Consider the following 26,231-nt stretch of genomic DNA (forward strand, 5'->3'; position numbering starts at 1 on the left):
CGACCAACTGCGACCCCTCTCGCGGGGCGCGGGCGACCTCGTGGCGCGCGGGCGCGCGCGGGCGTCAGCGGCGCGTGCGATCGAGCACGTGCCACGTGGCCGGAAGCAACGCGGTCACGGCGGCGATCTTGATCGCGTCGCCGATGAGGAACGGCACGACTCCTAGCGCCAGCGCGGTAGACAGGTCGACGCCGAGGAACGCGGCCAGCCACGGCATGCCGCACGCGTAGATCACGAGCGAGCCGAGGGCGGCGAGGCCGAGGGTCAGCCAGACGTTCCGGTCGGCGCGGCGGCGGGCGAGGATGCCGACGAGCAGTGCCGCGGCGACGTAGCCGAGGATGTAGCCGAACGATGAGAACGCCCAGCCGGACGATCCGTTCGCGAATAGGGGCACTCCGACCAGGCCGATCGCGAGGTACAGGCCCGCGCTCGCGCCTCCGCGCAACGGCCCAAGAGCAGCGCCGGTCAGCAGCACCGCGAATGTGGCCAGCGAGATCGGCACCGGAGTGAACCACAGCGGGATGACGATGTACCCGGCGATCGTGATGAACGCCGTGCCGGCGAGCGTGAGCAGCACGTCGCGCACGCGGGCACGCTGCCGGGACCCGGCGGGAATGAGATCGGCGAGAACGGGAACGTGCGTGATCGGGGTGGCGGGTGCGGTCACGGAATCCTCCTGAGAAGTAGGACCTGAACAGTGTTCACCTGAACGGTGTTCTGTACGATAGCAGCATGACTCCGGCATCCGTTCGCAACGACAAGAACCGCGTCGTCGCCGCGGCGATGCGCGTGCTCGCCGCCGGAGGTCTGCCCGCGCTCTCGATGCGCCGCATCGCCGACGAGCTCGACGTGCAGGTGAGCGCGCTGTACTGGCACTTCCCGAATAAGCAGGCGCTGCTCGCGGCCGTGAGCGCCGAGATCGTCGGCGCCGGTTCCGCCGGCGGCGGGATGGATGCCGTCGCCCGAGCCCTGCGCGACCGGCTGCTGATGTTCCCGGACGGCGCCGAGATCGTCTCGAGCTCGCTCGCGCTCGGGCTGCTCGAGCTCCCGGCGCGGACCGACCTCGTCTCGGCCGCGCAGGCTGCGGGGCTGGACGCCGCAACCGCAGAGGTCGCCGCCGACACGGTCGTGCACTACGTCATCGGCTGCACGTTCCACGAGCAGCAGCGCGTGCACGCGGCGATCGTGGGGGCTGCAGATTCCTCCGTCGACCTGACCCCAGCCGGCATCGGCACGCGACCGGACGGCTTCGAGGCCGGACTCGCGATGGTCGTCGCCGGGGTGCGCGCGGCGGCATCCATCGCCTGACCGCGCCGCCGCGCGGTGCCCGCGACCCCTTGAGTGCGCCGATGGCGTTGCGGTTGTTGGCGCAGAAGAGGGCCGTCGGCGGGTTCTGCAGGCGCAGCAAGGCGCGGGTGGCCTCGCGGGCCTGGTCGACGGTCTCCCACGCCTCGCTCGCGCGACACCCGATCAGACGCGTTCACCCCTCCAGCCCCCGGCTCACCCGGCCGGGCGGAATCTTCGCGGCGGCGGATCGATCCCCGCCCACGCATATGTGAGCGGAAGGCGTCTTTGCAGAATGATCGCCTCTTCGCGCACTCTGTCACCGGGTGGATGGAGGACGAAGTCGCCCTTCCCGTCACGGGTGATCCGCCACCCGCGGTGGTGCAGGTTCATATGGTGGAACCGGCACAGCAGGATCCCGCGATCGATGTCGGTCCGACCGCCGTCGGCACTCCATTCGTCGATGTGGTGCGCTTCGCAGTACGAGGACGGCCGGTCGCACCCTCGCCACATGCAGCCGCCGTCGCGCAGGGCGAGCCCGATGCGCTGTCGCGTCGTGAACAGGCGCTGTTCGCGACCGACATCGAGAGGATTGCCGCATCCGTCGACCGTGACCGGGACGTATCCGCTGTCGCAGACGTGCTGGTCGGCGACAGCGGCGGGCAGCGTCGTCAGGCCGTCTTCGGTGTGCGATGTCGATGCGTCGACGACGCGCACGAGCCTGACGCCGGCCTGCCGGGTGCCGAACACGGTCTCGGCGTCTGCCAGTGTTCCGGCCCTCAGCACATCGAGGAACAGGTCGTACGCGAGCTGGTCGTTGGTCCGCTCGTCGGCGGTGAGGTCGGCGGCGCGTTCGCGCTCCGCTGAGTCGACGAAACGCGGCCCGCCGCGCCGCGGGCGCAGAGCGTTGTCGCGCATCGTCTGCGCCAGGAGCCAGCCCTCGTCGTCGAAGAGGAATGATCCGCGCCGGTTGCCGTCGGCATCCATCCACAGCCGGACGCTTCGCCGCTCGAACCTCTCCAGGAAACGGCGATGCGCGCCGTCCGGGTCGAGCCGGTCCCGCACGGACCTCGCGGTCTGTCGAAGCTCGTCCAGCGACACCGTCGCAGCTTCCGCGATCAACTGCTTTGCCGCGAGCGCCCATGCCGCAGCCGCCGCCTCGGCTGCTGAATCATCAGCATCCTCCGCAACCACAGGCTCCCCGAGCCCCTGCCGGATGGCGTCGTTCTGCGCCGCCGTGATCGTCTGCGTGAGCAGCGCCGCGCCGAGCGCAGCATCCCATGCCGGCGGCGGCGACTTCTCGCTTGCAGTGCCGACGATTTCGTCGACCACCGGCTCCGGCACGCTCAGCAGTGATTCACCGACGCGCACCTTGCGCGCAGCATCCGCTTTGCCCGCGCCCGTGAGCTCTTGCACGAGCGACAGCGCCGTGCGGTGCCCGCGCGACTGCGCGAGGCCCGAGTGCCCGGCATCCCGTGTCGAACGCGCCGCGATCACCCCGACGGCCGCCACCTGCGCGAGCTCGGCGCAGCGCATCAGGGCGGCCGCCGTTTCGGCCAGGGTGACGGCATCCGCATCGCTCAGCAGCGCGACGCGAGTCGCCACGTCGTGCGACTCGACGTCAGCCCCGAGCACCGCGACCAGCGCTGTCGCGCGGGCTGTGATCTCGGCTGCGAAGGTCATGTCTCCAGTATCACGAGGGCCACCGACATTCGAACAAAACTACGATCGGATATGCGGCCGATCCGCCGGACTTCTGCCACGCTTGCCGCATGGAACCCGAGGCTCCGTCCACGCGCGCGCGATTCTGGCCGTCCCTGCTGATCGGGGTCGCGTCCGCCGCCGTGATGCTGGTCCCGGCGTTCTCCTACGGCCTACGGCTGCCCTTGCAGAACCTGTGGAGCGGTGAGGTATCCGAACCGGACGACATGCCGTTCGCCCTGCTGCCGCTGAGCCAGTACTTCGCGATCAATGTGTTCGTCATGCTCGTGATGGGCGGCGTCATCGCGGGACTCGCGATGCGGGTGATGCGCCGTCGATGGATGCCGCGAGCCGGCGCCGCGGCGCTGGGAGTGCTGCTCGTGCACGGGGTGGTGTCGGTTCAGGCGTTCGTGGTGCTTGCCGGCGGCCTCGGCATCGGGGACGGCTCGGCGGACGCGCGCCAGGTGCTCTACTTCGGCGGGATGCTGGGCGGCGTGGTCATCGGCATCCTGTTCGCGCAGCTCGGACTGTGGCTGACTTCGCGGGCGTCGGTGATGCCGGCAGCTCTCGGGATCGTGCTCGCGGCGGTTCCGGCGGCGAACTGGGTGAGCCTCGCGGTCGTGGCGACACCGGCGATCGGCGGCTGGACGTCCCTCCCGCTCTTCTCGTGGTGGCTGCCGGGGGTCATCGTCGGCGTGACGTTCGCGTGGTGCGGTGTGCGTCCGCTCGTGCGACTGATCGTCTGGGTCGTCGGGCTGCTGGCGGTGTGGGTCGTGCCGGCGCTGTTCACGGCGATCATGTACGCGCTCGGATCGCGGGTGTTCGACGGTGACCTCTGCATGATGGCTGAGGCGGGAATACAGGTTTTCCCGCAGGTGCTGGCGGTGTCGTGGCAGCCGGCGCTGGTCGCGCTCGTGATCGGCGTGATCGGCGTAGTGGTGCGGATGCTGGTGGGCCGAAATCACTCCCGCAGCAACCCCCGCAGCGTCTGAATCGTGTCGGCTTCGGCGGCGGTCTTGTCGGGGCGGTAGCCCTTGACGCGGGCGAAGCGCAGGGCGATGCCGCCAGGGTAGCGCGGTGAGCGCTGCACGCCGTCGATCGCGATCTCGACGACGATCTCGGGCCGCAGGAGCACCGCGTAGTCGGACCGCGAGGCTTCGTACTCGGGAAAAGTGGTGGTCTGCCACTCGAGCAGCGCATCGGTGAGCCCCTTGAAGGTCTTGCCGACCATGACGAACGCGCCGGGCTCGCCGAACTCCCCCGACGGGTCGCGGGCGCCGAGATGCAGATTTGAGAGCTTGCCGCGTCGTCGCCCCGATCCCCATTCGGCGCCGAGCACGACGAGGTCGAAGGTGAGGACGGGCTTGACTTTGATCCAGGACTTTCCGCGACGCCCGGCTGTGTAGGCAGAGTCGATCGCCTTGACGAGCACGCCCTCGTGCCCGGCGGCGAGGGCTTCGCGGGAGAGCTCTTCGGCTGCATTCGGGTCGGCGGTGACGATTCCCGGCATCCGCCATTCGCCGGCGATGCGATCGAGTTCTTCGAGCCGAGTCGAGAGGGGCTCGTCGAGCAGATCACGCCCGTCGACGTGCAGCAGGTCGAAGAACCAGGGGCGCAGCGCGATCTCGCGCGAGACGTCGGCGCCGAAGCGCGACATGGTCTCTTGGAACGGGCGCGGCCCGCCGTCCTCGTCGAGCGCGAGCGTCTCGCCGTCGAGGATGAGGTCGTGGGCGGGCAGCGCGCGCACGATGTCGACGATCTCGGGCACGCGATGGGTGATGTCGGCGAGGCTGCGGGTGTAGACGCCGACGTCGTCGCCGTGGCGGTGCACCTGGATGCGGGCGCCGTCGAGCTTGTATTCGACGGATGCTTCGCCGGTGAGCTCGAGCGCGGCGGTCGGTGTGGCGGCGGTGCCGGCGAGCATCGGCAGAACCGGTCTCATCACCTCGAGACCGACGTTCTCGAGGTCCTCGGGTGTTCCGGTGAGGGCGAGGACGGCGGTGGTGCCGAGGTCGCCGGACAGCATCGCCGCTCGTCGCACGGTTGCAGGCGGACGATCGGATGCTCGGGCGATCGCGTCCAGCAGGACACCGCCGAGCGCCCCGGTGCGGAGCTCGCCGAGCATGGCGCGGGTGAGGAAGTCCCATTCTTCGGCGGTGGCTGCGCTCGCGAGAGCACGCAGCGTCTCTGATCGCGCGCCGGCGGATCCGGCGCCGGAGGCGTGCGCGAGCTCGTCGAGCGCCTGGTCGACGTCGGCGATCGTCAGGGTCGCGTCGGTCGCGTGCGTGACCTCCAGCGCCGCGATACCGCGCCAACCGACGCCGAGGCGCCCCTGTCGCGGAGATGCGAGCAGCAACCCGATGAGCGCCGGGAGCTCATCGGGCGCAGCATCCCGAAGCGAACGCGCGAGCGCGTCGATCTTCGCAAGGCGCGAGGTGGTCGCCGCGACCTCGCGGGTGGTGTCGACGAGCTCGGAGAGCTTCATGGAGAGATTGTCGCACCGGAGTCGGACGTTCGGGTGGGTGATCGCTCACGGGCGTGCGGCGTCGGCATCCCAGGGGTTGATCACCGTGACGTCGATGCCGTCGAAGTCTCTGGTGTTCCTCGTTGCAAGCGTGGCTTGCGCGTGCTCGGCGATGGACGCGATCTGCGCATCGGCGATGCTGATGGGGCGGCCGAGACGGTTGCGGTGACCGATGATCTCGCCGTACTTCAGCGCGGCGACGGCGGTGAAGGCGAGGATGCGATCGTCGAACCCGCGCAGTGCCGTGATGAACCCCGACTGGAGCCGGGTGCGCTGTTTCCCCTCGGGCAGGCCGGCGATGCCGGCTGCGATCTCGGCGACGGTGACAGATGTCGTCCAGACCTCACCGCGGGGGATGCCGTCGAGCCAGGCAAGAACGGTGGCATCCGGGCTGGGACGCATGAACTCCGAGACGACGTTCGTGTCGAGAACGATCACGGCAGGTCGATCGGTTCGGGGAAGTCGGCCCGCGGCGGGATCTCGGGAAGGCCCGCTCCCCCGAAGGCCTCGGCGAGGAAGGTGCCGAAGCCGCGTTCACCGTCGGCCGTCTTCGCCGCCGCGGTGAGGATGCCACGAACTTCCGCTTCCATCGACCGTCCTTCACGCGCCGCTCGAACCTTGAGTGCACGGATCACTTCATCATCGAGTCCGCGGACGGTGATCGTTGACATGGCGGCGGCTCCTGACTGCGTTGCTGGCAATGAAGTCATGGTATGCCGCCATCAGCCGATCCGATAGTGGATGCCGAAATATCTGATCCCATGGGCAACACGATGCGGCACCGAGACCCACGGCAGGGTGCGTGATCACATCAACCGGGGACAGGGCGGGCGGCTTGCCCGATGTGGAGGGCGAGTGCCCGAGCAACAGGCGATCTCGGTGTCTCAGCGGGTGACACCGATCGGATAGTCGTAGACCTCCGTCTCCTCGACGCGGTGCACGGGTCCGTGGTCGATGAGCCGCTGCAGCACGAGTTCGCGCTTATCCATGGCCCAGTCGGGAGCGACCTCCCGCCATCGTTCGACGCTGGGGAAGTACGTCACGTAGGGCTTCAAACCCCAGCCGCCGTCGAGGTGCAGTCCTCGATCTCCCTCCCAATAGAAGACCTGCTCCTTCCAGCGGAACTCGATCTCGTACTCGGGGACGGGAGGCATACCAAGACGGTAGCGCGGTTGATGCGCCCTACTGCACCGACCACCCACCATCCGAGGCGAGCACCGCGCCGTTGATGTTCACGGCGTCATCGCTCAACAGGAACGTGATGGACGCGGCGAGGTGCTCGGCGGTCGCGACGGTCGGGATCGCCTGCTGGAACGGTGCCAGCCGCGCAGACCCCGCCTCGGACATCTGAGGCGGCATCGGGATGCCGGTGGCCACGCCGCCGGGAGCGACGGAGTTCACGCGGATGCCCTTCGGCCCGTACATGAACGCCGCGGACTTCGTGACGCCGATGATGCCGTGCTTGCTCGCCGTGTAGGCGTTGCCGGACGCGTTGCCACGCAGGCCCGCCTCGCTCGAGACATTGAGGATTGACCCGCGGCCGGCCTTCTCCATGAGCGGAAGCACGGCGCGCATGAGCTTGAACGGCGCGGTGAGGTTGATGGCGATGACGCGGTCCCACACGGCATCCGTCGTCTCTCCAGCGGGGGAGAAGTCGTCGTTGATCCCGGCGACATTGGCGAGAGCATCCACGTGGTCGCCGGCTGCGGCGAGTACGGCGTCGATCGCGTCCTGCCGGGTGAGGTCGCCGGCGACGGTGACGATGTCGGGAAGCTCGCTATTCAGAGCATCCAGCTTCTCGGCGGCGATGTCGGAGGCGATGACGCGTCCGCCTTCGCGAGCGATGCGGGATGCCGTCGCCTTGCCGATTCCGGATGCCGCACCCGTGACGATCACAGTCTTGCCGGCGAAGCGTCCGGGGGTGATCTGCTCCGTCCAGCCGGCCGCCTCAGCGTCTTCGGGAATCTCGCCGCCGTTCGCGGCGCGGACGAGGTCGTCGACGACCGACTGCGGCATGGCGCCCTGGCTGAGGGTGACGAGCTGCTGCAGTGGCAGGCCGAGCACGGGGGTGAGGGATTCGGGGTCGGCGCCGGACTGGGCGAGGAGTCCGCGGACGAGCTCGCCGCCCGTGGGGTCTTCGAGCCATTCGCCGATGGTGGAGTGTGCGGTCAGGGCCATGATTCCTCCTGCAGATCGTTTCGCGACGGTGCGTCTCGTTATGGATCAGTGTACGCCTCGATACGCTCGGTGGACCCCCTCGTCTCAGTGAGAAAGCCCGCCAGGGACCGGCGACGATGCGGGCGCACCTGTCCTGACGTGAAGGAGCGAGAATGACCGACGAAACCCCGGTCGTGCATGAGGTGATGTCCGTGGACGACGTTCTCGCCCTGGTCGGCGAACGGCGGCCCGCGGCGAGCCACATGGTGAGGGTCTCGGACGGTGAGCTCACCTTCGTCATGTACGACGCGTTCAGCGTGCGCGGCGCCTACGACGACTACGGGCGGGGCGGCTGGGGCTTCAGCATCGCGCTGGGCGATGACGCGAGCGTGTCCCGTGTCTTCGGACAGCGCCTGACCCTGTGCGGCACCCGCGACGCGGTGCGCGGGGCCCTGGATGCCACCGACCGATATGCGCGGCTCAGGCTGGGCGCGGAGTACCTCGCCGAGTACGAGGCCGCGTACGGGCGCTGACCCTCGATACGCTCAGTGGATGCCTCGTCCTCGCAGTGAGAAAGCGCGCCAGTCGGTTCTGGCGGCGATGCGTGCCGCGCTCGCCGCGGACGGGTACGCGGCCGTCACGATCGAGGGCCTCGCCGCCGAGGCCGAGGTGTCGAAGCAGACGATCTACCGCTGGTGGCCGTCGAAGGCCGCGATCCTCGGCGAGGCACTGCTCGAGGGCTCGCTGGACACACCTGCGCTTCCGGTGACTTCAGACCTGGCAGCCGATCTGCGCGCGTGGTTCTCGGCGATGTCGTCGCAGACCGGGCACGGCACGAGCGTCGAGGTCGCGCGGGCGCTGATCGCGGTGACCGCGACGGATGCCGAGCTCGGTGCGGCGCTGAATGCGCGGCTTGCCGGGCCGATCGTCGATCAGATCCTCGCGCGGCTGACGGCGGCGCAGGCGGCCGGCGAGGTGCGGGCGGACGTGGATGCCGCGGCCGTCGCCGACCAGTTCATCGCCATGTCGTCGTATGCCGCGCTGCTCGGGCGGGAGATGGATGAGGAACGGGTGGATGCTGTGGTGGGGGTGCTGATGCGGGGGATTGGCGTCGCACACCGCGAGTAGGCTCACGGGCGTGACGCAGAGCTCTTTCCGATTCGCAATGCCCAAGGCCGTCCGCATCACCGGGCGCTCGTCGAGTATCACGAATTCGTTCGTGAACGGCATCGTGCCGATCATCAAGCCGACGGATGCAGAGATTGACGAGGCGCTCACGGTCCTCGAGATGATGGATGCCGTCGTGTGCGCGTACTGCGGCGACACCGCGACGGAGTGGGATCACCTGCGTCCGCTCGTCGAGAACCAGCGGCCCACAGGGTACATTCACGAGATCCACAACCTCGTTCCCGCGTGTGGCAAGTGCAATCAGAGCAAGGGCAACAAGCAATGGAAGGAGTGGATGTTCGGCGATGCGCCTCTGTCTCCGAAGACGAAGGGCGTCGCGGACATCGACGCGCGGGCAGCCATCATCGAGCGCTATGAGGAATGGACCCATCCCACACGAGTCGACTTCGCCGCGGTGGTCGGTGAAGAACTCTGGGCGGAGCACTGGGCGAACCACCGCGCGCTTCTGAAGCAGATGCGTGAGGCGGAATCAGTCGTGGAACAGATCCGCGATCTGATCGCTGCGAGAGTCGAGCATGCTGTGGAACCGGTACTGACGGGCGAACCCGACGGCGGTTTCACCGGACTTGTCACCGCAGTAGAGGATGCAACGACGCCTGTTTCGGCTTCAGATGCATCGGTCCATTGGGACGACACGCACTCCCTCGGGGAGTTCGGATTCACGGGCTTCAAGTCGGTGGGCGAGTTGCGCGAGAACATGCTTCAGACCCCGGATGTCCGAGGCGTGTACGCGGTGCTCCGCACTTCACCCGAAGAACCGAGATTCCTCGCCACCGGCAGCGCCGGATTCTTCAAGGGTAAGGACCCGAACGCTAACGTGAGCGTGTTGCAGGCGAACTGGGTCTCGGATGCAGTTGTTGTCTACATCGGAAAGGCGGGCGATCCGGGATCGAGTGCGACTCTGAGGTCGCGTTTGCGGCAGTACCTTCGATTCGGCGCCGGAGAGAATATCGGTCACTGGGGCGGCCGATACATCTGGCAGCTGGCGGATTCAACGGATCTGGTGTTCTGTTGGAAGCCGCTTCCCGACGGGCGACCGAGCGAGGTCGAGTCCGAGCTGATCGCGAGCTTCCGATCACGGTACGGCGTGCGGCCCTTCGCCAATCTCAGGAAGTAGTGCTGAGGCGGCTCCGCAGCCGCTCCCGCAACCCCGGATCGCACACATACACATACGTACCGAGCATTCCTCGCGTCAGCAGCACACCATAGATGTTCCGGATGAAGACGGGCAGGTCTTCGTCGTCGAACGTCTCGGCGAGGTGGCCCGTCCGTTCCTTGCCCTTCTTGTCGCGGTACGCGTCCCAGTCGGCGATGATCCGCCCGGTCGTGGGTGAGACCCGCAGGTCCGGCCCGATGATCACGCCGGCGTAGTTGAGGTCGTAGCCCTGCACAGTGTGGATCGATCCGACTTCGTCCAACGAGCGGGCAGAGTTGATCCAGTCCTTATCCGTGCTGTTCCAGCGCAGTTGCACCCCGTCGATCTCGATGTCGAACGCCGATGGGTCGCGCCGCGACTTCCAGTCCCACGCGTACCCGGCGACGAGACGCGATAGACCGACTGAAGCATCCCGTTCGCGGATTGCCGCCTGCATCTCGCCGAGGTCGTCGAAGAAGCGCAAGTCGTAGCTCCCCAGTGAGGGCAACGCAGGATGCTCATCACGCAGCAACGCGCGGACGTACTCGACGTAGTCCGCACCCGCCTGCACGCGCATCTGGGTCGTGAGCCGGTAGTGGCGGTGCAGGTCGCGGGCTTCCCGAACCTCGCGCGACAGCACCGCGGGTGACAGGTCGTGCGGACGCACGCTCTGCTCGCCGTCGACGAGCAGCATCTGATGCTTGCTGCGTGCCTTGATCCAGTCGAGCTGGGTGTAGTGCGCGGCATCCTCGCCGAACAGCGCCTCGTTGATCTCGCGGAACTTCTTGTTCTGCACGCCCGACGCCTGGTTCGCGCGCTGGCTGAGGCGATGGGTCTCGTCGACGAGGATGAGGTCGAACGCAGCATCCGATTCGCCGACCTGGAACGGCGTCAGCACCATCGACGGGTCGAGACGGGGAGTCTTCTTGAATACCTTCTTGACCGACTCCCGGAGCGACTGCTGCGGGATCACCAGAGCCATGCGCAGGTCGGCGAGGAGTTCACGGTTCTCGGGGACGAAGAACTCCGCGAACATCGAGTCGGGCTGCGCATCGTCGTGATCCTGGAAGTCGCGGATGTCAGCGAGCAGCTTCATGAGGAAGATCGCGATGATCGTCTTGCCAGTGCCCGGCTCGCCCTGCACGACGAGGGTCGAGCGGGCGTCGGGATGCTGCACATCCTCGAGAAGTCCCTCGACGATGTCGGAGATCGCGATGGCCTGGTCGTCGTTGAGCGCCTTGAACGGCGACAGCTTGAACAGGTCGGAGTTCTCGATCTGCGGGATGCTGCGCGAGAACAGTCCCTCGGCGCGCAGCGCCTCGAACACGTCGCGGAACGACTCGCGGTACAGATCGCGGTCGTAGTACTGGGCGTCGGTGAGCCCGTCGTTGCCGTTGAGGAGCTCGTACTGCCCGTCGCCGTGGAACCAACGGATGAGGTGCGACTCGAGGTCGAGGCACACCGACTTGTTGAAGCGCTCGTCGATCACCACGCGGATCGAGTCGAGACCCTCGTTCTTCTTGGAGCCGGCGAGGTGCTGACGCATGCGCTTCTGCGTGCTCGTGGTCTCGCCGACATACAGCTTGCGCCTGTTGCCCGCGCGGTCGATCACATAGACGACGGGCCAATTCGTGTGGCGCGGGTGCTCGGCCGCCCAGGTGTCGACCGCGTTCTTGTCGAAGGTGACGTGCTGAATGCTGAAGCCGGTCACTCTTCTTCCTCGCTGTCGAATCCGCTCGAGCGGTCGACCAGTGGTGCCCGAGTCGCAAGCCGAGCAATCCGCCGGACGCCCGCGGCCTTATGTCGACCGTGTTGTTCGATCCAGCCGAGCATGTAGCCCCCACCTTCTGAGTACGACCTCCACGCGCTGAAACTTGCACGCTTTCCGATGGGTTCGGCTACCTCATTCGGCTCCAGGACTCCAGAAACAAAGGAGTGACTGCTGGGCGCGATCCCGCGCCACGGGCCGTGTGGTCCGAGTGCGTCAAGAACGACCGGTAACGGCCTCCCGGGAGCGATCAGATTGGACCCCGTGGAATCCCAGGTCGAGAAGCTGTCGTCGGTGTGGAACTCGACGATGCCGATGTCAGTCCATTCAGACATCACGTGAAGACCCGGCACCTTTTGAATGCTGAACGCCGAACCTTGTGCGCGCCAGCTTTCTGCGACCTTCTTTGCAGAGTTGAGCGAGCAGGTCAGACTTGCTGGGCCGCGATACTGTCGGCTCTTGGTGCCCCACCATGCGTTGCGTTGTCGTGTCGTGATGAAGAAGTAAGCCGGGGCGATCCGGGACAAGTGCTCGTTCTTAAGATCGCTGTAGTTCAGGTTTTGCATGTTGGTCCTCCCGGGAGCGTCTGACGAAGCGGAAGCGGCGAACGGTCACTCTTCTTCCTCGCTGTGCTGCTGCAGCTCCGTGTACTTCGTCATGCGGCCCCTGGCGAGCTCGACCGGGTACTTCTGCTCCGTGGATTCGAGCTTGCGCATGACGATGTCGTCGAGATCGACGCCGAGCTTGTTCGCGAGGTGGATGCAGTAGGTGACGACGTCGGCGAGCTCTTCCTCGACGCGGTCCTGGTCAGGCGTGCTTCCCCACTGGTAAAGCTCGAGGAGTTCCGCGGCCTCGATCGAGATGCTCTTCGCCAGGTTCTCAGGAGTGTGGAACTGGTCCCAGTTGCGGGCTTCGACGAAGGCGCGGAGGGCTTGCAACGTTGCGGGCGTGGGCATGACGGTGAGCCTATCGCTGGCATTGCTTTCGTCAGCAGCTGTCGCAGACGCCGGTCAGCGGTAGCACCTGGAAGCAGTTTGGACATGTCGTAGGGATGGCGCGGCTTTCGCCTTCGGGTCTGCTGCTCGCCGTTGGCGATGTCGAGATCGAAATCACTTCCAGTGAGCTACCAGCCAGTACGGTCAGAAATGGTCGTCGGTCCTTGGCATTGATGAACTGTCCGTTTCGCAGAAAGAACATGCGACCGCCTGTTGCTCTGCGCATCTGGTTGAGGATGTAGCTCGCGTCGTCGACCAACGGGGAGAGACCTGAGATGTGTACGCGCGCTTTATCCCGAGTCTGCCCATTGTTCTCCGTGGCAAATGTCGAGCCGTTGGGAACAATCGTGAACTGTGCATCACCGCTCGTGATGGCGAGTGCCCGAACGATGATCTGCTCAGCCTCGTCCGCAGTCATGACACAGTCCGCGACCGTTCCACGCGCGACCTTGTTCTTGAAACGAAGGCTCTCGGTCGCGAGTTGCACGCCGTACCAGCTCGACAGGCGGGACTCGAGCCGCTGCGCAGCTTCGCGCCGTCCGAAACGTGTGCCACCTACGGCGTCGACGCGCCGAATGAGACGGTTTCGCCATGTGGCGGCCTCCAGAGGGTTCAATCCTGTTCGTGCAACCAAGATCCGCTCCATTCAACTGAATGACGTTTGGCAGCATGCTATTGCAGGCCGCCGACATCGACAGGAGCGGCCGGGGATCAGCCATGATGAACGCATGGACGAGACGAATCTTCGATTGCGCGTGGACTACGTGCCGAGCGCAACCATCGAGCCCGTGATCACTGTACGAGCTAGCGACACGCTCGAACGTGCAGTCACGCTCATGCGCCTACACAACTTTTCGCAGTTGCCGGTGATGCGCGGCAAGGGGAAACGACCCGAAGGAGTCGTGAGTTGGCGGTCAATCGGTCGCGAGTTGCTCAGGAACGCTGCAGCAGAACTCAAGGATTGCATCGATGACTCTGTTGCCATCGTCAATCTCGACGACGACCTATTGGAGACGATCGATCGGATCAATCAGGACGATTACGTGCTCGTTGTGAAGGAGAACGGCGATATCTCAGGCATCGTGACCAGCGCGGATCTCGGGGACGCGTTGGCTGCGATCGCCCGTCCGTACTTGCTGGTCTCGCAATGCGAGGATGCGATGCGGCACTTCATTCGGCGCGGTCTCGAGCTCTCGATCATCAATGCGGGGGATATCAACAGGGCAACTCTTTCGAAAGGAAGAGCCTTCGCTGGCGCCGTCGACGACCTTCCATTCGGCGACCTCATCAACATCTTGAGCATGGAGGCGTTATGGAAAGGGTCTAGCTTCCGGACAGACCCTTCAGCTTTGCGAGCCGACCTCAACCTGGCGGCGCAACTACGAAACGAGATTATGCACTTCCGGGATCACACGCCAAAGACGGAGGCAGTCCGGGACCGTCTGCCGTTCGTCATCGCGGAGCTGCGTTCAGTCCTCGACGGACTTCCGACGCGCTCCTAGAGATCGCCTACGAGTTCATGAACTCCTGGAACCGCACCGCAAGCCCATCACGCGAGGGACGTGCCTTGGCGCTGGAAGGCAGGCGGATCGTATGCCCATGCATGTCTTGCAATCCGTGGCGCAGCATAGGACCGTCAACTTCGTCCAACAGGCGGGAGTTGATGCGAACCTCGTAGTCCGGTGTGATCCCAAGCAGCGCGCGGTCGTACGCCGCGTGGTGCAGCTTGCACAGGGCTAACCCATTGCTCACGTGCGCGACTCCGAAATCGGTCGCGTCCGGGATGATGTGGGCGGCGTCTAAGAGCTCTGCGTGACGGATGTCGCAGATCGTGCACGCGCTCGCGTAGGCGTGCAGCACCTTCGCACGGAACAGCGGCTGGTGTAGACGCGACTTCACGATGCTTTCTGCATAGCGCCGCTGCTGTTCGGTGTAATCCATCGGATCCCCGAGGATCGACAAGCTTTGCTCAAGCGGGAGGCGCACGACGCGACCAATCGGATCATTCTCAGCGATCAGGATTGGGTAATAGGGGAAGTAGTAGCCCTCCCGCACCGCCCGAAAATAGACGATCGGATCCTGATTCTCGTACGCACGAACAAGCTTGATGTTGTCGCCGCCATCGCCAGCGCGGTACGAGTAAGTGACCCAGCCGGTGTCATTGTGCTGGTCGTTGTACTGATTGGCTTTCCACCCGGACATGATCGATAAGGTCGATGAGAACGTTGCTGGATTCCGGATGCCCTTACCAGTGTCGAGCAGCGGTATGCGCTCTCCGTTGAACTCGTACGTCTTCAGCGCGGTGTGATGGATCTCGTAACCACCGCCACCGATGAACTGCTCGTCCAGCCAGCGGAACACGTCGGATCGAATAGCGAGCTCTTCCTCACGCGTGCGCATACTGAGATTATGCCCGTCGGTCAGGCGCCTAGTCAGAGTGACGCCAGATCAGCGACGACGCGGTGAACAGCCGGCACGTCCGCGGGGGCCCATGCAAGTGCCTTCAGCTCGTTGGCATTGCACCAGCGCAACTCGGAGTGCTCGGATGCAATCGGCTTGCCACCTATGACCTCGGAGTAATAAGTGGACAGCTCAACGACGGCGAACTCGTACGTGTGGCTTGTTGTCGCGACTGAGTCGCCCACCCGGATGTCGACGCCAAGCTCTTCGCGCACCTCGCGCTGGAGCGCCACCTGTGGCGACTCGCCTGCTTCGACCTTGGCCCCCTGGGAACTCCCACAAGCCCGGCAACGACATCGACGGACCCCGTTGCGCGGCTAGGACGCAGCGATCGCGAACGATCACGGCGCCAACAACGCGGATGTGCCGGTCATGAGTCATAGCCGGTCAATCCACGTGTCCTCTTCCCGATCTGTCCAGGCATTTCCCGTTGAGATGCGAGTCTGCGAGTCGACTCGCTGGCGCAGCCGATGAACGAGGAGGCTTGCGTTGGAGGAAGTGAGGTCGGTTACGCGTTGGAGACGAACGCCAATTAGCTCATCGACGAGTGCGAATTGCTCGTGCGCAGTCGTCTTGCCGAGTTTGGCGAACAGGCCGCGTATCTCGCCGCGCTGCGCGTCAGTCATCGAGGCGGGCCGCTCCGGTTCCGGCTCGGGAGATGCGGCGGCAAAGAGATCGAGTGGGTCATCCATCGATCACAAGCGTACGTGTCCGTCGATAAGCTGGCCGAAACTCGACCAGCGGGGGCTGCAGTGAAGTTCAAATGGGTATCGCCGGCAACGAAGCAGACGAGCGTACCGAAGGCGTTCAGCGCTGTCGCGGAACCGCCGAAGATTCAAGCGGTGCGCGCTGTTCACACACCGCGGCCGCTTGCGCCTCCGCATCAGCAGTCGACCGCCCACGGGCCTCGGGTGCCCGCGGTCACTCACGCGTCCACCGCAACATCGGCAGAGATCCCCGAGCTTGAGGGCGACGCGGCCGCCGCCGTCGCACATCGTGGAAGCCACATCCAGATCATCGCTGCTGCGGGATCTGGCAAGACTGAGGTCGTCGCACAGCGCGTTGCTTCGCTCTTGGCTGATGGTGAACAGCCCGAATCGATCGTCGCCTTCACATTCACGGAGAAGGCTGCGTCCGAGTTGAAAGAGCGTATCCGCGAACGCGTCACGGCACGCATGGGCGCGGAAGCTACTGACCAACTCGGCCGGCTATTCGTGGGTACGATTCACGCCTATTGCTTCCGGATGCTGCAGACATACGTGCCGAAGTACGAGACCTATACTCCGCTGGATAGCAATCAACTCACGAACTTTCTGTACCAGCAGAGCGCGTTCATTGGGCTCAAGGAACTGTCTCCAGCCGACGGTACGTTCAAGCGCATTGCCATGTTTCAGCGAGGCATTGATGTCCTAGAGAACGAACTGATCGACATCGAAACCCTGCCAGCTGGAGATTTTAAGAAGGCGGTGCTGGCTTATTACGCAGCCTTGGACCGTTATCAGTTCATGTCTTTCGGTACGCAGATCGTCAGGGCCGTGGAAGCGCTGATGGAGCCCTCGGTTCATGCCGCCGTGACAGGACCGATCAAGCACCTCATCGTCGACGAATACCAAGACGTGAACCCGGCGCAGGAGAAGCTCGTCGAGCTGCTCGCGAAACCGCACGGCGCTGCGGACGTGGTGGTAGTGGGAGACGACGATCAAGCGATCTATCAGTGGCGGGGCTCGTCGGTGCAGAACATCGTGAGCTTCGCACAGCGGTACCCGAACGTGGCTTCGTTTAAGCTCCTCACGAATCGACGTTCTGGGCCTGACATCGTGGCGGTTGCGAACCTGTTTGCTCAGACGATTCCCGGCCGCATTCCGAAGCAGATGGATCCGTTCCGGGTTGCGGATGGGCCAAGCGTTGCCTTGTCTCGTGACTCAGGGACTGAACACGACGAAGCCGATGGGATTGTCCGCGAAATCCGACGGTTCCGGGACATGGGCCTCGCCTATCGGGACATCGCGATTCTCGTACGAGGTCGTTCGGCATATCCCGCGATCATGGCCGCGCTCGATCGCGAGGGGATACCTGTGCAGGCGGGTGGGCGATCTGGGTTGTTCTCGCAGGCAGAACCGCAATTGTTCGGGGCGACCTATGCCTGGATCAGCGGCGTTGATTGGGCTGCGCAACAGTACGAATCGCGCCGAGCCGTGACGTTGCCCGACCTCCTAGACCGGTACCGCTCTACTTTCGACCTGGGCAACGACCGCGTGTCCGCGCTTTCTGGGCATCTCGAACAGTGGAAGGCGGCTGCACTCGCAAGCACGTTCAACGAGAGCCTCGTCCGCGACTTTTACCTGCTCATGGAGGTGCTCGGGGTGAAGGACTGGGATCTAGGTAGTGACCTGGTTCGAAATCGCCTGGGGACGATCGCTCGTTTCACGGCGGTGCTTGCTGACTACGAGAGCGTGAGTTGGCGTTCGCGCCGTGACAGTAAGCAGCCCGGCGAGCAGGTAGGTGGCCAGAGCGGAGGCGTCTGGTTCTATAAGAACCTGGCCATCTTGCTCACCAACTACGCGATCGGCAACTATGACGACTTTGCGGGGGAAGAGACGCACCTGGATGAGGGCGTGGCACTGGGAACTGTGCACGGATCCAAAGGCCTCGAATGGCCAGTAGTCTTCATCCCTTCGCTGGTGAAGACCCGATTCCCTTCGAGCATGAATGGGCGCGCGCAGGTTTTCCCGGCGGATCTGATCGGCCATTTCGATCGAGATCGCTATGAGGGAACGGATGCCGACGAGCGTCGCCTGTTCTACGTAGCGATCACTCGCGCGCGGGACGCCGTGCTCATCTCGAGCTTCTCGAAGACCAGCGGTAACAAGAATCGTGCGGCGTCACCGTACTACGCGGAGTTGGATGCGGCCTTCTCGAAGGCAGGCATGCCCACATCGGCGTCGAGCAAAGTTGCAACCACGGATGCTGATCTCACGATCACGTACAGTGAGCTCGCTGCCTATGAGTCCTGTCCCCGTAGTTACCTGTTGCGGAACGAGCTGGGATTCATGCCGACGATCCAGCCCGAACTTGGCTACGGAAACGCCGTCCATCACACGATGCGGGTACTTGCGGAGCGCACACAGGCGACAGGAATTGCGCCGACCGCAGCGCAGGTAGACCAGCTTCTCAACTCCGAGTTCTTCCTGCCATACGCGAACAAGGCGGGACATAAGGAGATGCGTGAAAAGGCACGCAATCTTGTGATGCGATACGTCTCGGAGCATTCTGCTGACCTCCTGCGGACCTGGGCGACGGAGCGCCCATTTGAGCTGTACCTCGATGGTGCCGTGATCTCTGGGCGTGCAGACGTGATCTACGACAACCAGGACGGACAGGTCGGGCGGCTTGCGATCGTCGACTACAAGACGTCCACACACGGCGGCATCGATCCGTTGCAACTTCAGATCTACACGGAAGCCGGCCGTCGAGAAGGTCTAGATGTCGGCGCAGCGTTCATCCACGATCTCGGCGCCGAACACAGCCACGACGTGGACGTCGCCCAAGAAGCGATCATCCACGCCGAGACTCAGATCATCGCAACGATTGACAGTCTTCGTCGACGCGAGTTCGAGCCCCGTCCCGCACGCACCAAGTGCCGGGTGTGCGACGTACGAGATATCTGTTCTGCTGCGCCGCGGCGATAACTCGCCTAGTCAGGAGGCGACTCGACACTGTCGTGGTTGACGATACCGAACGGCACATGAACACTCGGCACGTCGTCGGCCGCACTGGTGAGATGGCCGCGTTGATCGTCAAAGAAGATGTGCGGTTTAAGTACTCGAAGCACACGAGCCTTCTCTACACCACCGAGGAAGAAAGCGTCGTTCACGCGCAGGCCCCATGACTGGAGCGTGCGCACGACGCGCTCGTGAGAGGGAGCATTGCGCGCAGTTACGATCGCAACGTGGACGCGGCGGTTGTAGTTCGGGTCCGAATGCACCATATTCTCTTCGAGGTCTTGGATGCGATTGATTCCTCGGAGGAAATCGGCAAGCCGACCTTCCTCCAATGCCTGGGTCACGCGAGCTGATTCGTGCGCGTGGAATGCTTCCAAACCCTCCGATTGCATTACGCGCTCGGAAGAATCATCTGCCAGCACCCCATCGAAGTCGAACGCGATACGCAGGTCTGAACCCTCCAAGTCGGCCGCGGGCGAGCCAAGCACTTGGCCCGCTGCGAATCCAGTATCGATCGCCGTTCGGACGTCGTCAGCATTTGCGGAGAGGAAGAGCGACATATTTAGCGCTTCCATGAATTTGTAGGGCGACTTGCCCTGCATGAAGATTGCTCGGGTAATAGGGAGATCATGCGAGCGGATTGAACGCATGACGCGAAGGCCTGTCTCGGGATCGTTGCGAGACAACACGATGACTTCGACGAGCGGCTTGTCTTTCGGGGAGAGTGCATTCAATGACAACAGTCGCCGAATGAACGGGAAGGCTGTTCCCGGCGAGAGGACCTCGGCTATGTTCTCCTCTTGATACTGACGGTACTTTGCTTCACCCTGCTCCCTGAAGACAGCATCGGATTCCGCGAGATCAAAGAGGGCGCTCGAAGCGATGCCGATGACCAGCTTGTCGTCCAACTCGTATGCCATTTGCCTCTAACCATCCGTGAACGTTGCGTGAATGTGGTTGGTCACACGATGTAGTCGACGGCGAAGTCTGATTTGTAGAACTCGACGGCCGGTTTGTTCTCATGGAGCACGCCGTCTCGCACCGCGGGGATCGTCATGTCGAGCACCTTCATTGAGTTCCCCACCTCGGCGACAGCCTCGATTCGGTGGAACTCCTGGCCGAACTCTTGTGCGAATTCAGCGAGGGCGCGGAGTTTGACGACGGCGTCGTCGAGGTGATGACCGTGTGGATCCACGATTGAGGCCTTGACCTCCCCGTTCACCTCGTGGAAGAAAACGAAGTCGGGGTACATGGCACGCCAGTTGCCGTTGCCGTCGCGGTAGGCGACGCCAAGAGAGTCGACGGCAGAGCGGATCGGGTTGCGATACCACCCGATGGCTCCACTCTGGGCAAGCTCGGCCGCTACCACCTTGCGTTCCCATACGTTCAGCGAAGACAACGGAAACATACCGTTCTCATCGGACATGAGGTGCCGGTCGACGAGCGGCGCATCGGCGACCTGATCGTTTTCATCGAGAACCTTGAAGTCCTCCATGCGTGACCGGGGGCGACCTAGTTCCCCTCGCTGAGGGTCTGTAGTCATTGCGCGGATGTCTTCGTACTCCTGCTGGCGGACGTCCGGAAGCCCCTTGATCGCGACACGGTGCTCAGCGAGCCACCTATTGACGAGGTCTGTCGCCTCCAGATCGACCTTCTCACGTACTTCTTTGATCATGGCCAAAGCGGATGCCCTGACATAGGCATCGCGCAAGCCGTCGTCGTCTCCGTCGTCGTCTCCGGCGAGGTGGTTCACATATGACTGCGCGATGTCGGCCCCGAAGGCCTTCTTGGCGTCTTCGAACGCCGAGCGAATCGCGCGATCGTCGGCGCGCATCGAGAACTCACGATATGTCAACTTGCTCGAGGTTGACGTACCGCGGATCTCCTGCACGTCCACTCGCCACACCTCGTCGATCTGCTCATCGAGTAGGGCACGATAGCGGGTTGCGTATGCGTCGAGGATGCTGTGCATCTCCTGCTCGGCGTCAGAGAGCGCGCCGCCCCGCACACCGTCCATCGCAAGTGCCTGTGCGAGCGCCACAAGTCGCTTGACCGGGCGGGCGCCACGCTTGGGCAGGGTCTGGGTCGGTAGGGAATCCCACTTCTGCCATACGGATTCGGGGATCGCTGGGTTCGGGCGAAGCTCGCGACCTTCGATCAGGATCTTCTTTGAGCCGCCGCTGCCAGGCATTTCGTCGAGCTGGCCGGTCAGGTAACGAACAACTTTGCCCGCTGTGGTGCGGTCGAAGAAGGGCAGGATGCATTCCACGGAGTTCAGCGCCTCGTCACCGGGAACGCGGCGGGCCAGTGGGCTGCGCACCATGCGGCCAAGAAGCTGCGTGATGTGGGTGTTGTCCTTCGCCGGCCGGAAGGACACCATCACCTCTGCGCGAGGGCAGTCCCACCCGGTTGATATCGCGTCCTTTGCTATGAGCACCCGCACAAACGATGTGTCCTGCACGCGCTGCGGTTCAATCCACTCAACGTCCCACTTCCCGAAGAACTGACGTGAATGGTCACCAAACACGTGCGCAACGTTGCCGATGTGGAGCTCGGGTATCACCTCAGCGATAGCGTCGAGTGCACGCCCGATCTGATCGGGCTCAGGCAAGTTAGGGGTTTGGAGAACAAGGAGTGGGACGACCTTCTCGGTGAGTCCCTGTGACGACGAATACTCTGACCAGCGTTCCGTCGAGGCGAGGAGCTTCTGCGCTGCGAGTTTGACCAGCGTGGTATCGAAGTTCCCCGCCTCGTTCGGAATGTCGAGACTGACGACATCCTTGACGAGGCCGGATTCCTGGACGCGGCCAGGATCGACCATCACAGCCGGAAAAGCGCGCCGATCCTTGGCGGCGTCCGCTTCCGTCATGGCGTCCTGGAAGTGCTGAATCGTCGCGGAGATTCCCCACACGATCGGAATCGCCGGGTACCCGGCATGACCTTGGATCAGTCGGCGGACCAGCGTGTTCTTGTCGCGAGTTGCCTTGGTGTTGAATCCGCGATGGGCCTCATCGAGGATCAGGTAGAGCGTGCGGTCATCATCGTTGATCGTGTTCGCTATCGTCTCCCAGATCGTGTAACCCTGCAGATCCGGCGTGCTCGCCTCTGCCATGTCGAGTTGGCTCGTGTCCTCGACGTGTCCTCGGGTGAGTCTGGAAGATTTCGACAGCTTCTGGGTGTTGAGAAAGTACACCTTGCCCGGATCTAGTCGCGGTTGGGCGAACGGCGGCTCAATTACGACGAGATCCGACGACGTGAACTTCTCCGACGCATCCATGAGGCGCATGCGAGTCTGGTCGTTGAGGTTGGGGTCGTCGGAGAACCACAGCACGACCGCGCCCTCGTCGGCGTCGACGTTGAAGCGTTCGTTCCCGTAGAACAACGACTCGATTACCGCCGCTGCCATCACCGTCTTGCCGGCACCCGTCGGCGCGGTAAGCGCGATTGACGTTTCCTCACCATCACGTTGCCAGGACGTGCGAGCGCGCTCGAGGGTGTGCAGGATGTCGTCGACGGCGTCTTCTTGGTAGTCCTTCAGCGTGAATTTCACAGCGCGCTCCTGCCCGTTTCGATCTCGAAGTTGTGCAGGTACGCCTCGTAGAGCCTCACTGCTTCCACACGCTCCGGAAGCTCCCTTACGACGGACTCAAACAGGCGATCCTCGTCTGTGACGACGAACGCCAATCGGGCGCGCTCCTTGCTCGAGATCGCCTCGACGAAGGTTTCAGTCTGGTCGAGATCCGCGAGCACACCATAGGTTTCGGTGACGTCCCAGCCGTGCGCGAGACTCTCGATGCGACGACCTTCGGATCCTGCGCGTAACCAAAGGAGCGGTGCGATGCGTTCGAACTCGCGATTCGATGAGACGCGGAGTGGCGCCTCGTACGTCAATGTGAAGAACTCGACGTTCTCCTCGAATCCATCAGACATCGGAAACTGGTCGGTGAACTTGTAGTCCCCCTTGATCAAATCACCGTCTGGCGTCCGGCCGGTGATCGCCGATGCGATTCGGGGTTTGGTGACGTATTCACAAATCCCCCATTCCTCCCATGCGGCGTCGCCCGGACGAAGCTGAGACAACCGGAGGGTGTTCTGTTCGCCGGCGCTGACTTCATTGTTTGTTACGCTGATCGACTGCCGGCGTCCGTTGTCTTGTTTGTTCAGCCTCATGACCGCGTGCGTCGTGGTTCCCGAACCAGAGAAGAAATCGATGATCGTCGCATTTGGTTTGTTTGCTACGAAGAATCGCAGCGCGTCTTCCACAGCATAAAGTGATTTCGGAAAGGGAAACTTCCGCCCCGGGATCATCGCGCTTACGAGTGTCGATCCATACACGCTTGCGTCATGCGCATCCCGTACCCAGATAGTCCGCGCGGCGTTCACCTGCTGAGTCACTGTTGCAGTGCCGGCCCGAATGACAAGCGCGCCAGCTGCATCAAGACCCGAAATCTCAAGGTGTCCAGACTTGACGTCTGCCATTTGCTTGTCTTTGATCACCACGACGCTATGCTGCGCGGACTCTTTGTTGAACTCGCCCCCGCGAGCGCGACCCTGATCGACGAGGCGCATGAGGGTTTCATGCCCAACTTGCCAACGACCTTCGATGCCAGCGCGTCGAAGCGGCCACGATGCAACTGCGTGTGCCGGAAGCCACTCCGGCGGGGAGACCTCCGAGCGATCCTGTCCTAGAGGGAGAGGGGGGCCGGCGTGAAGTATTCGTCGGGTGTCTGGGTCGACATAGACCGGGTAGAACATATTGGGGCGATCCGAGCGCATCGCATCGGTTCCTCGTCGCAGGAGGCTGTTCCAGATTGTCGCGATTGAACTTTTGGGGCGTGAGGTTGCGTCCATCTCGGGCAGCATCATGTTGTCGTGACCATGTGAAACTGATGCTTTTCCGAGCATTAGAATGAACAGATATTCTTCCGACCGGGAAAATCTACCCGGACGAGTTGAGCCCTTCTTGTTGATCATCGAAGTAATCATTTGCATCGATGCTTGCGGGAATAGGTCCTGCAGAAGCAGTCCGAGTCGCAGGTATTCCTTCTCGTCGATCGTCACAATGAGAACGGAGTCGTCTGGATTCAGGAGTTCCTTCGCGAGCTTGAGGCGTCGCTCCATGAACGACAACCACTTTGAATGACGGTAAAGGTCATCGCTATTTACGTAGTCATTATTGTACTTCCAGTCCCTGTCGCGGGTATTGTACGGAGGATCGATATAGACCGCATCCACCTGACCACGGTGCGTGAAGAGCAGCGTCTGGAGCGCGTGATAGTTCTCCGCATTGATGACGGAGTGGTAAGGCTTGTCGCCACCGCGCTCTACCTTGCCGGTCGAGACAAGGCCCGGGTAGATGGGATCGCGGAACTCGGCGACCACGACGAGGTCGGCAACATCGGACTCAGCTGTGACGGACTCATCGTCGAAGAGCTCGAGTTGAGCAGTGCGGGCGCCGGCGGCATCCTTGTCGATTCCCATCACGTGCCAGAGACGGTCGTCACCGTCGTTGGGTTTCGACCCGCGGGGCGGCAGGACACGCACTTTGTCTCCCCGACGCACCGGCCGGCCAGGCAGTTCAACGGCTTCGGGAACGTGACGCTCGAAGTTGAGGCCGAAGGCGCGCCTATTGGCCAGCGCATCGACCTCTTTCCGCAGGTCCTTTGCTAACGCGGGGTCCTTCGCGTCAAGCCGCCGCAGCAGGTCATTCAACCGAGACACGACACGCCTCCATCTGGGTCAGAGTGAACTTCGATTCTTTCAGTCAAGTGCTGGTCAGTCATCGCTCGACACGTCAATGGCGGCTCGCGCAAACGTCGCGAGTATGCGCTCGTGTGTTTGTCGGGGGAGCTGTCGGGTGCCGGGCTCGCCGAACGGCGTGCCCGACCGGGCCGGCGCCTCCGCAAGGAGCTGATCGAGACCTGGCCGTGCCAGCATCAGTAAGCCGTGCGTTGCGCGCGTGCACGCTACGGCCAGGCGCCCGAACGCGGAGTTGAACTCGTCAAGTTCTGACGCACCGTTGAGCGGGTGTACGGCGATGGTGATGCCGTTCGTCTGACCCTGCCAAGAGTCGACGGTCGAGGCAACGAGGTCACGTTCTGTGATGTCGTGCTTCGTGCGCAGCCGCTCCACAACATCAGTTGCATCGTCGACGGACTGATTGCGCGTCGCAAGAATGGTGATGAGTGGGTCCTGGTGGTTCCCGCGTGGGCGGGAAGTGTCCCACGTCCCGGTCGGTCGGCCCGGGACGTCGACATCGTAGCCTGCAGATACGAGTGCGGCGCCTGCTTCGAAGAACACATCGATCAGTTGCTCTGCGAATTCGATCAGGGGGAGATCGACGTCGGCAGCCTCAGGTTCCGGAAGCCCATCGACTTCAAGCAGAGTAGGAATTCCTGTGCCCACCTGGGCCCAGACAACCGCTCCGTCCTCCGTCATCTTGCCGAGGTCAATGGCTCGGTCGCCCGGCGCTGCCACGCAGTCAAGTGACGTCCACTCGGGATAGAACGCGCGCCAAAGAGCTAGGTGCCCCGCGGCTGGCCGCCACACAGCCGGCAGCTCACGCTCCCACGTACGTGAATCGCCAGCGTAGTCGGTGGGCCACGCACGATACGGGTTGTAACCGGGATCTCCGCGCCAAGGATTCTCTCCCACCTCGAGCGGTGGCAATTGACCTACGTCGCCCACTCCCACCCAAACGGGCGCGAGGCGAGTGATTTTGTCGAAGAGATGATGCGCGATCTGCCATGCTTCATCGACGAACAGCACGTCGAAAGGAGCCGTGCCATTAGCGCCCGAACCAAGGTGTGTTGTGAGGCGGCCGATCTCACCGGGAGCGCCAAATCGCGCGACCGTTGCGATCACGGCGGTGGCGTCATGCGGTATCTCACTGCTCTTCTGCACAACCGTCACCGCTTCGTGGACGTCGTCAGGGACGTCACTGAATGCTGACTTGCTGGCGAGTAGCACCACGGCATCACGGCCAAGCGCTTCGCCAAGAGAGACTGCGAGCGGCCGAACCTGCTTGTTGGTGAACGCCGTGATCGCAACTCGCGCCGCTCGCGGATGTTGTGCTGCCTCGACCACGAGGCGTTTCAGTGCGTATGACTTGCCTGCGCCAGCCGAGGCCTTAAGGAGCATCCGCTCCATCGGCGATGTGGCCGACAGAATCTCCGCGAGTTCCGCACTTGCCGCATCCGCTACAGCGTCGTTGAGCGCCGCTGCGGAGTCGTGATGTATAGCGCTCTCGGCCGTGATCTTCGGAGACGCGAACGGGCTTGTTTCCGCTGCTTCCACA

The 26,231-nt window shown here is 63.5% G+C and carries 25 protein-coding genes; 7 read left to right on the forward strand and 18 right to left on the reverse strand.

The window, feature by feature from the left end:
* Positions 1–64: 64 nt before the first annotated feature.
* Entirely contained in the window at positions 65–667 is a 603-nt protein-coding gene (locus tag AB0269_RS10835) for a biotin transporter BioY (protein ID WP_366211195.1), read from the reverse strand.
* A gap of 65 nt (positions 668–732) precedes the next feature.
* Here AB0269_RS10835 and AB0269_RS10840 point away from each other — a divergent pair, with 65 nt between their 5' ends.
* Positions 733–1,308: a helix-turn-helix domain-containing protein gene (locus AB0269_RS10840; RefSeq protein ID WP_366211197.1), complete on the forward strand. Its 576-nt coding sequence runs from the start codon at positions 733–735 to the stop codon at positions 1,306–1,308.
* Between the two features lie 192 nt (positions 1,309–1,500).
* Here the strand turns inward: AB0269_RS10840 and AB0269_RS10845 are convergent, their stop codons facing one another.
* Complete coding sequence (locus AB0269_RS10845; protein WP_366211198.1) at positions 1,501–2,967, reverse strand: HNH endonuclease signature motif containing protein; 1,467 nt, start codon at positions 2,965–2,967, stop codon at positions 1,501–1,503.
* A gap of 89 nt (positions 2,968–3,056) precedes the next feature.
* On the opposite strand from AB0269_RS10845, the gene AB0269_RS10850 reads away from it, so the two are divergent.
* Positions 3,057–3,977: a hypothetical protein gene (locus tag AB0269_RS10850; protein WP_366211199.1), complete on the forward strand. Its 921-nt coding sequence runs from the start codon at positions 3,057–3,059 to the stop codon at positions 3,975–3,977.
* Here the strand turns inward: AB0269_RS10850 and AB0269_RS10855 are convergent.
* From AB0269_RS10855 to AB0269_RS10875, 5 genes are all read right to left on the reverse strand, one after another.
* Positions 3,947–5,470: an ATP-dependent DNA ligase gene (locus AB0269_RS10855; protein ID WP_366211200.1), complete on the reverse strand. Its 1,524-nt coding sequence runs from the start codon at positions 5,468–5,470 to the stop codon at positions 3,947–3,949. The two genes, AB0269_RS10850 and AB0269_RS10855, sit on opposite strands and share 31 nt — an antisense overlap.
* Before the next feature lie 45 nt (positions 5,471–5,515).
* Positions 5,516–5,947 (reverse strand): type II toxin-antitoxin system VapC family toxin, encoded by a 432-nt coding sequence (locus AB0269_RS10860; protein ID WP_366211202.1) that lies wholly within the window; start codon positions 5,945–5,947, stop codon positions 5,516–5,518.
* On the reverse strand, positions 5,944–6,180 hold the full coding sequence (locus tag AB0269_RS10865) for a toxin-antitoxin system (RefSeq protein WP_227529814.1): 237 nt from the start codon (positions 6,178–6,180) through the stop codon (positions 5,944–5,946). The genes AB0269_RS10860 and AB0269_RS10865 overlap by 4 nt, the downstream gene beginning before the upstream one ends.
* Positions 6,181–6,393: 213 nt before the next feature.
* Complete coding sequence (locus AB0269_RS10870) at positions 6,394–6,663, reverse strand: hypothetical protein (protein WP_366211203.1); 270 nt, start codon at positions 6,661–6,663, stop codon at positions 6,394–6,396.
* Positions 6,664–6,691: 28 nt separating this feature from the next.
* Entirely contained in the window at positions 6,692–7,687 is a 996-nt protein-coding gene (locus AB0269_RS10875; protein ID WP_366211204.1) for an SDR family NAD(P)-dependent oxidoreductase, read from the reverse strand.
* 152 nt (positions 7,688–7,839) lie between these two features.
* Here AB0269_RS10875 and AB0269_RS10880 point away from each other — a divergent pair, with 152 nt between their 5' ends.
* From AB0269_RS10880 to AB0269_RS10890, 3 genes are all read left to right on the forward strand, one after another.
* A complete protein-coding gene (locus tag AB0269_RS10880) occupies positions 7,840–8,199 on the forward strand; it encodes a hypothetical protein (protein WP_366211205.1) in 360 nt (119 codons plus the stop codon).
* A 19-nt stretch (positions 8,200–8,218) separates the two neighbouring features.
* The gene (locus tag AB0269_RS10885) at positions 8,219–8,794 is read left to right on the forward strand and encodes a TetR/AcrR family transcriptional regulator C-terminal ligand-binding domain-containing protein (protein ID WP_366211206.1); all 576 of its coding nucleotides are present in this window, start codon (positions 8,219–8,221) and stop codon (positions 8,792–8,794) included.
* A 91-nt stretch (positions 8,795–8,885) separates the two neighbouring features.
* Positions 8,886–9,971 (forward strand): HNH endonuclease, encoded by a 1,086-nt coding sequence (locus AB0269_RS10890; RefSeq protein WP_366211207.1) that lies wholly within the window; start codon positions 8,886–8,888, stop codon positions 9,969–9,971.
* On the opposite strand, the gene AB0269_RS10895 is transcribed toward AB0269_RS10890, so the two are convergent.
* The 4 genes from AB0269_RS10895 to AB0269_RS10910 are packed head-to-tail and all read right to left on the reverse strand — an operon-like array spanning position 9,961 to position 13,239.
* Positions 9,961–11,700, reverse strand: coding sequence for a DNA/RNA helicase domain-containing protein (locus tag AB0269_RS10895; RefSeq protein WP_366211208.1), 1,740 nt, complete (start codon positions 11,698–11,700; stop codon positions 9,961–9,963). The two genes, AB0269_RS10890 and AB0269_RS10895, sit on opposite strands and share 11 nt — an antisense overlap.
* Complete coding sequence (locus AB0269_RS10900; protein ID WP_366211209.1) at positions 11,697–12,323, reverse strand: hypothetical protein; 627 nt, start codon at positions 12,321–12,323, stop codon at positions 11,697–11,699. Before AB0269_RS10900 ends, AB0269_RS10895 begins: the two co-directional genes overlap by 4 nt.
* A 45-nt stretch (positions 12,324–12,368) precedes the next feature.
* Positions 12,369–12,713, reverse strand: coding sequence for a nucleotide pyrophosphohydrolase (locus AB0269_RS10905; protein WP_366211210.1), 345 nt, complete (start codon positions 12,711–12,713; stop codon positions 12,369–12,371).
* A 31-nt stretch (positions 12,714–12,744) separates the two neighbouring features.
* Entirely contained in the window at positions 12,745–13,239 is a 495-nt protein-coding gene (locus tag AB0269_RS10910; RefSeq protein ID WP_366211211.1) for a hypothetical protein, read from the reverse strand.
* Between the two features lie 241 nt (positions 13,240–13,480).
* On the opposite strand from AB0269_RS10910, the gene AB0269_RS10915 reads away from it, so the two are divergent.
* Entirely contained in the window at positions 13,481–14,254 is a 774-nt protein-coding gene (locus tag AB0269_RS10915; protein WP_366211212.1) for a CBS domain-containing protein, read from the forward strand.
* A gap of 7 nt (positions 14,255–14,261) precedes the next feature.
* Here AB0269_RS10915 and AB0269_RS10920 read toward each other — a convergent pair whose 3' ends face one another.
* The 3 genes from AB0269_RS10920 to AB0269_RS10930 all read right to left on the reverse strand — a co-directional run bounded on the left by AB0269_RS10920 (position 14,262) and on the right by AB0269_RS10930 (position 15,904).
* Positions 14,262–15,152 (reverse strand): HNH endonuclease, encoded by an 891-nt coding sequence (locus tag AB0269_RS10920; protein WP_366211213.1) that lies wholly within the window; start codon positions 15,150–15,152, stop codon positions 14,262–14,264.
* Between the two features lie 32 nt (positions 15,153–15,184).
* Positions 15,185–15,445, reverse strand: coding sequence for an NUDIX domain-containing protein (locus tag AB0269_RS10925; RefSeq protein ID WP_366211214.1), 261 nt, complete (start codon positions 15,443–15,445; stop codon positions 15,185–15,187).
* Positions 15,446–15,589: 144 nt separating this feature from the next.
* Positions 15,590–15,904, reverse strand: coding sequence for a hypothetical protein (locus AB0269_RS10930; RefSeq protein ID WP_366211215.1), 315 nt, complete (start codon positions 15,902–15,904; stop codon positions 15,590–15,592).
* Between the two features lie 15 nt (positions 15,905–15,919).
* Between AB0269_RS10930 and AB0269_RS10935 the strand changes: the two genes are divergently transcribed.
* Positions 15,920–18,901 (forward strand): ATP-dependent DNA helicase, encoded by a 2,982-nt coding sequence (locus tag AB0269_RS10935; RefSeq protein ID WP_366211216.1) that lies wholly within the window; start codon positions 15,920–15,922, stop codon positions 18,899–18,901.
* Positions 18,902–18,906: 5 nt separating this feature from the next.
* On the opposite strand, the gene AB0269_RS10940 is transcribed toward AB0269_RS10935, so the two are convergent.
* Genes AB0269_RS10940 through AB0269_RS10955 form a run of 4 tightly spaced genes read right to left on the reverse strand, consistent with a single transcriptional unit; the run spans position 18,907 to position 26,230 of the window.
* The gene (locus AB0269_RS10940; protein WP_366211217.1) at positions 18,907–19,842 is read right to left on the reverse strand and encodes a 5'-nucleotidase; all 936 of its coding nucleotides are present in this window, start codon (positions 19,840–19,842) and stop codon (positions 18,907–18,909) included.
* Positions 19,843–19,895: 53 nt separating this feature from the next.
* Positions 19,896–22,484 carry a DEAD/DEAH box helicase family protein gene (locus AB0269_RS10945; protein ID WP_366211218.1) on the reverse strand — a complete coding sequence of 863 codons (2,589 nt, stop codon included), beginning with the start codon at positions 22,482–22,484 and terminating at the stop codon, positions 19,896–19,898.
* On the reverse strand, positions 22,481–24,655 hold the full coding sequence (locus AB0269_RS10950) for a DNA methyltransferase (protein ID WP_366211219.1): 2,175 nt from the start codon (positions 24,653–24,655) through the stop codon (positions 22,481–22,483). The genes AB0269_RS10945 and AB0269_RS10950 overlap by 4 nt, the downstream gene beginning before the upstream one ends.
* 54 nt (positions 24,656–24,709) lie before the next feature.
* Entirely contained in the window at positions 24,710–26,230 is a 1,521-nt protein-coding gene (locus AB0269_RS10955; RefSeq protein ID WP_366211220.1) for an AAA family ATPase, read from the reverse strand.
* Position 26,231 lies beyond the last annotated feature (1 nt).

Source organism: Microbacterium sp. NPDC077644 (assembly GCF_040702785.1).
Classification (GTDB): Bacteria; Actinomycetota; Actinomycetes; order Actinomycetales; family Microbacteriaceae; genus Microbacterium.

Bases quoted from the DNA above. Each gene is read 5' to 3' on its own strand.
- AB0269_RS10905 (WP_366211210.1), bottom strand. From the start codon at position 12,713: ATGCCCACGCCCGCAACGTTGCAAGCCCTCCGCGCCTTCGTCGAAGCC.
- AB0269_RS10840 (WP_366211197.1), top strand. From the start codon at position 733: ATGACTCCGGCATCCGTTCGCAACGACAAGAACCGCGTCGTCGCCGCG.
- AB0269_RS10880 (WP_366211205.1), top strand. From the start codon at position 7,840: ATGACCGACGAAACCCCGGTCGTGCATGAGGTGATGTCCGTGGACGAC.
- AB0269_RS10885 (WP_366211206.1), top strand. From the start codon at position 8,219: ATGCCTCGTCCTCGCAGTGAGAAAGCGCGCCAGTCGGTTCTGGCGGCG.
- AB0269_RS10915 (WP_366211212.1), top strand. From the start codon at position 13,481: ATGGACGAGACGAATCTTCGATTGCGCGTGGACTACGTGCCGAGCGCA.
- AB0269_RS10865 (WP_227529814.1), bottom strand. From the start codon at position 6,180: ATGTCAACGATCACCGTCCGCGGACTCGATGATGAAGTGATCCGTGCA.
- AB0269_RS10930 (WP_366211215.1), bottom strand. From the start codon at position 15,904: ATGGATGACCCACTCGATCTCTTTGCCGCCGCATCTCCCGAGCCGGAA.
- AB0269_RS10870 (WP_366211203.1), bottom strand. From the start codon at position 6,663: ATGCCTCCCGTCCCCGAGTACGAGATCGAGTTCCGCTGGAAGGAGCAG.
- AB0269_RS10900 (WP_366211209.1), bottom strand. From the start codon at position 12,323: ATGCAAAACCTGAACTACAGCGATCTTAAGAACGAGCACTTGTCCCGG.
- AB0269_RS10920 (WP_366211213.1), bottom strand. From the start codon at position 15,152: ATGCGCACGCGTGAGGAAGAGCTCGCTATTCGATCCGACGTGTTCCGC.
- AB0269_RS10850 (WP_366211199.1), top strand. From the start codon at position 3,057: ATGGAACCCGAGGCTCCGTCCACGCGCGCGCGATTCTGGCCGTCCCTG.
- AB0269_RS10875 (WP_366211204.1), bottom strand. From the start codon at position 7,687: ATGGCCCTGACCGCACACTCCACCATCGGCGAATGGCTCGAAGACCCC.
- AB0269_RS10845 (WP_366211198.1), bottom strand. From the start codon at position 2,967: ATGACCTTCGCAGCCGAGATCACAGCCCGCGCGACAGCGCTGGTCGCG.
- AB0269_RS10855 (WP_366211200.1), bottom strand. From the start codon at position 5,470: ATGAAGCTCTCCGAGCTCGTCGACACCACCCGCGAGGTCGCGGCGACC.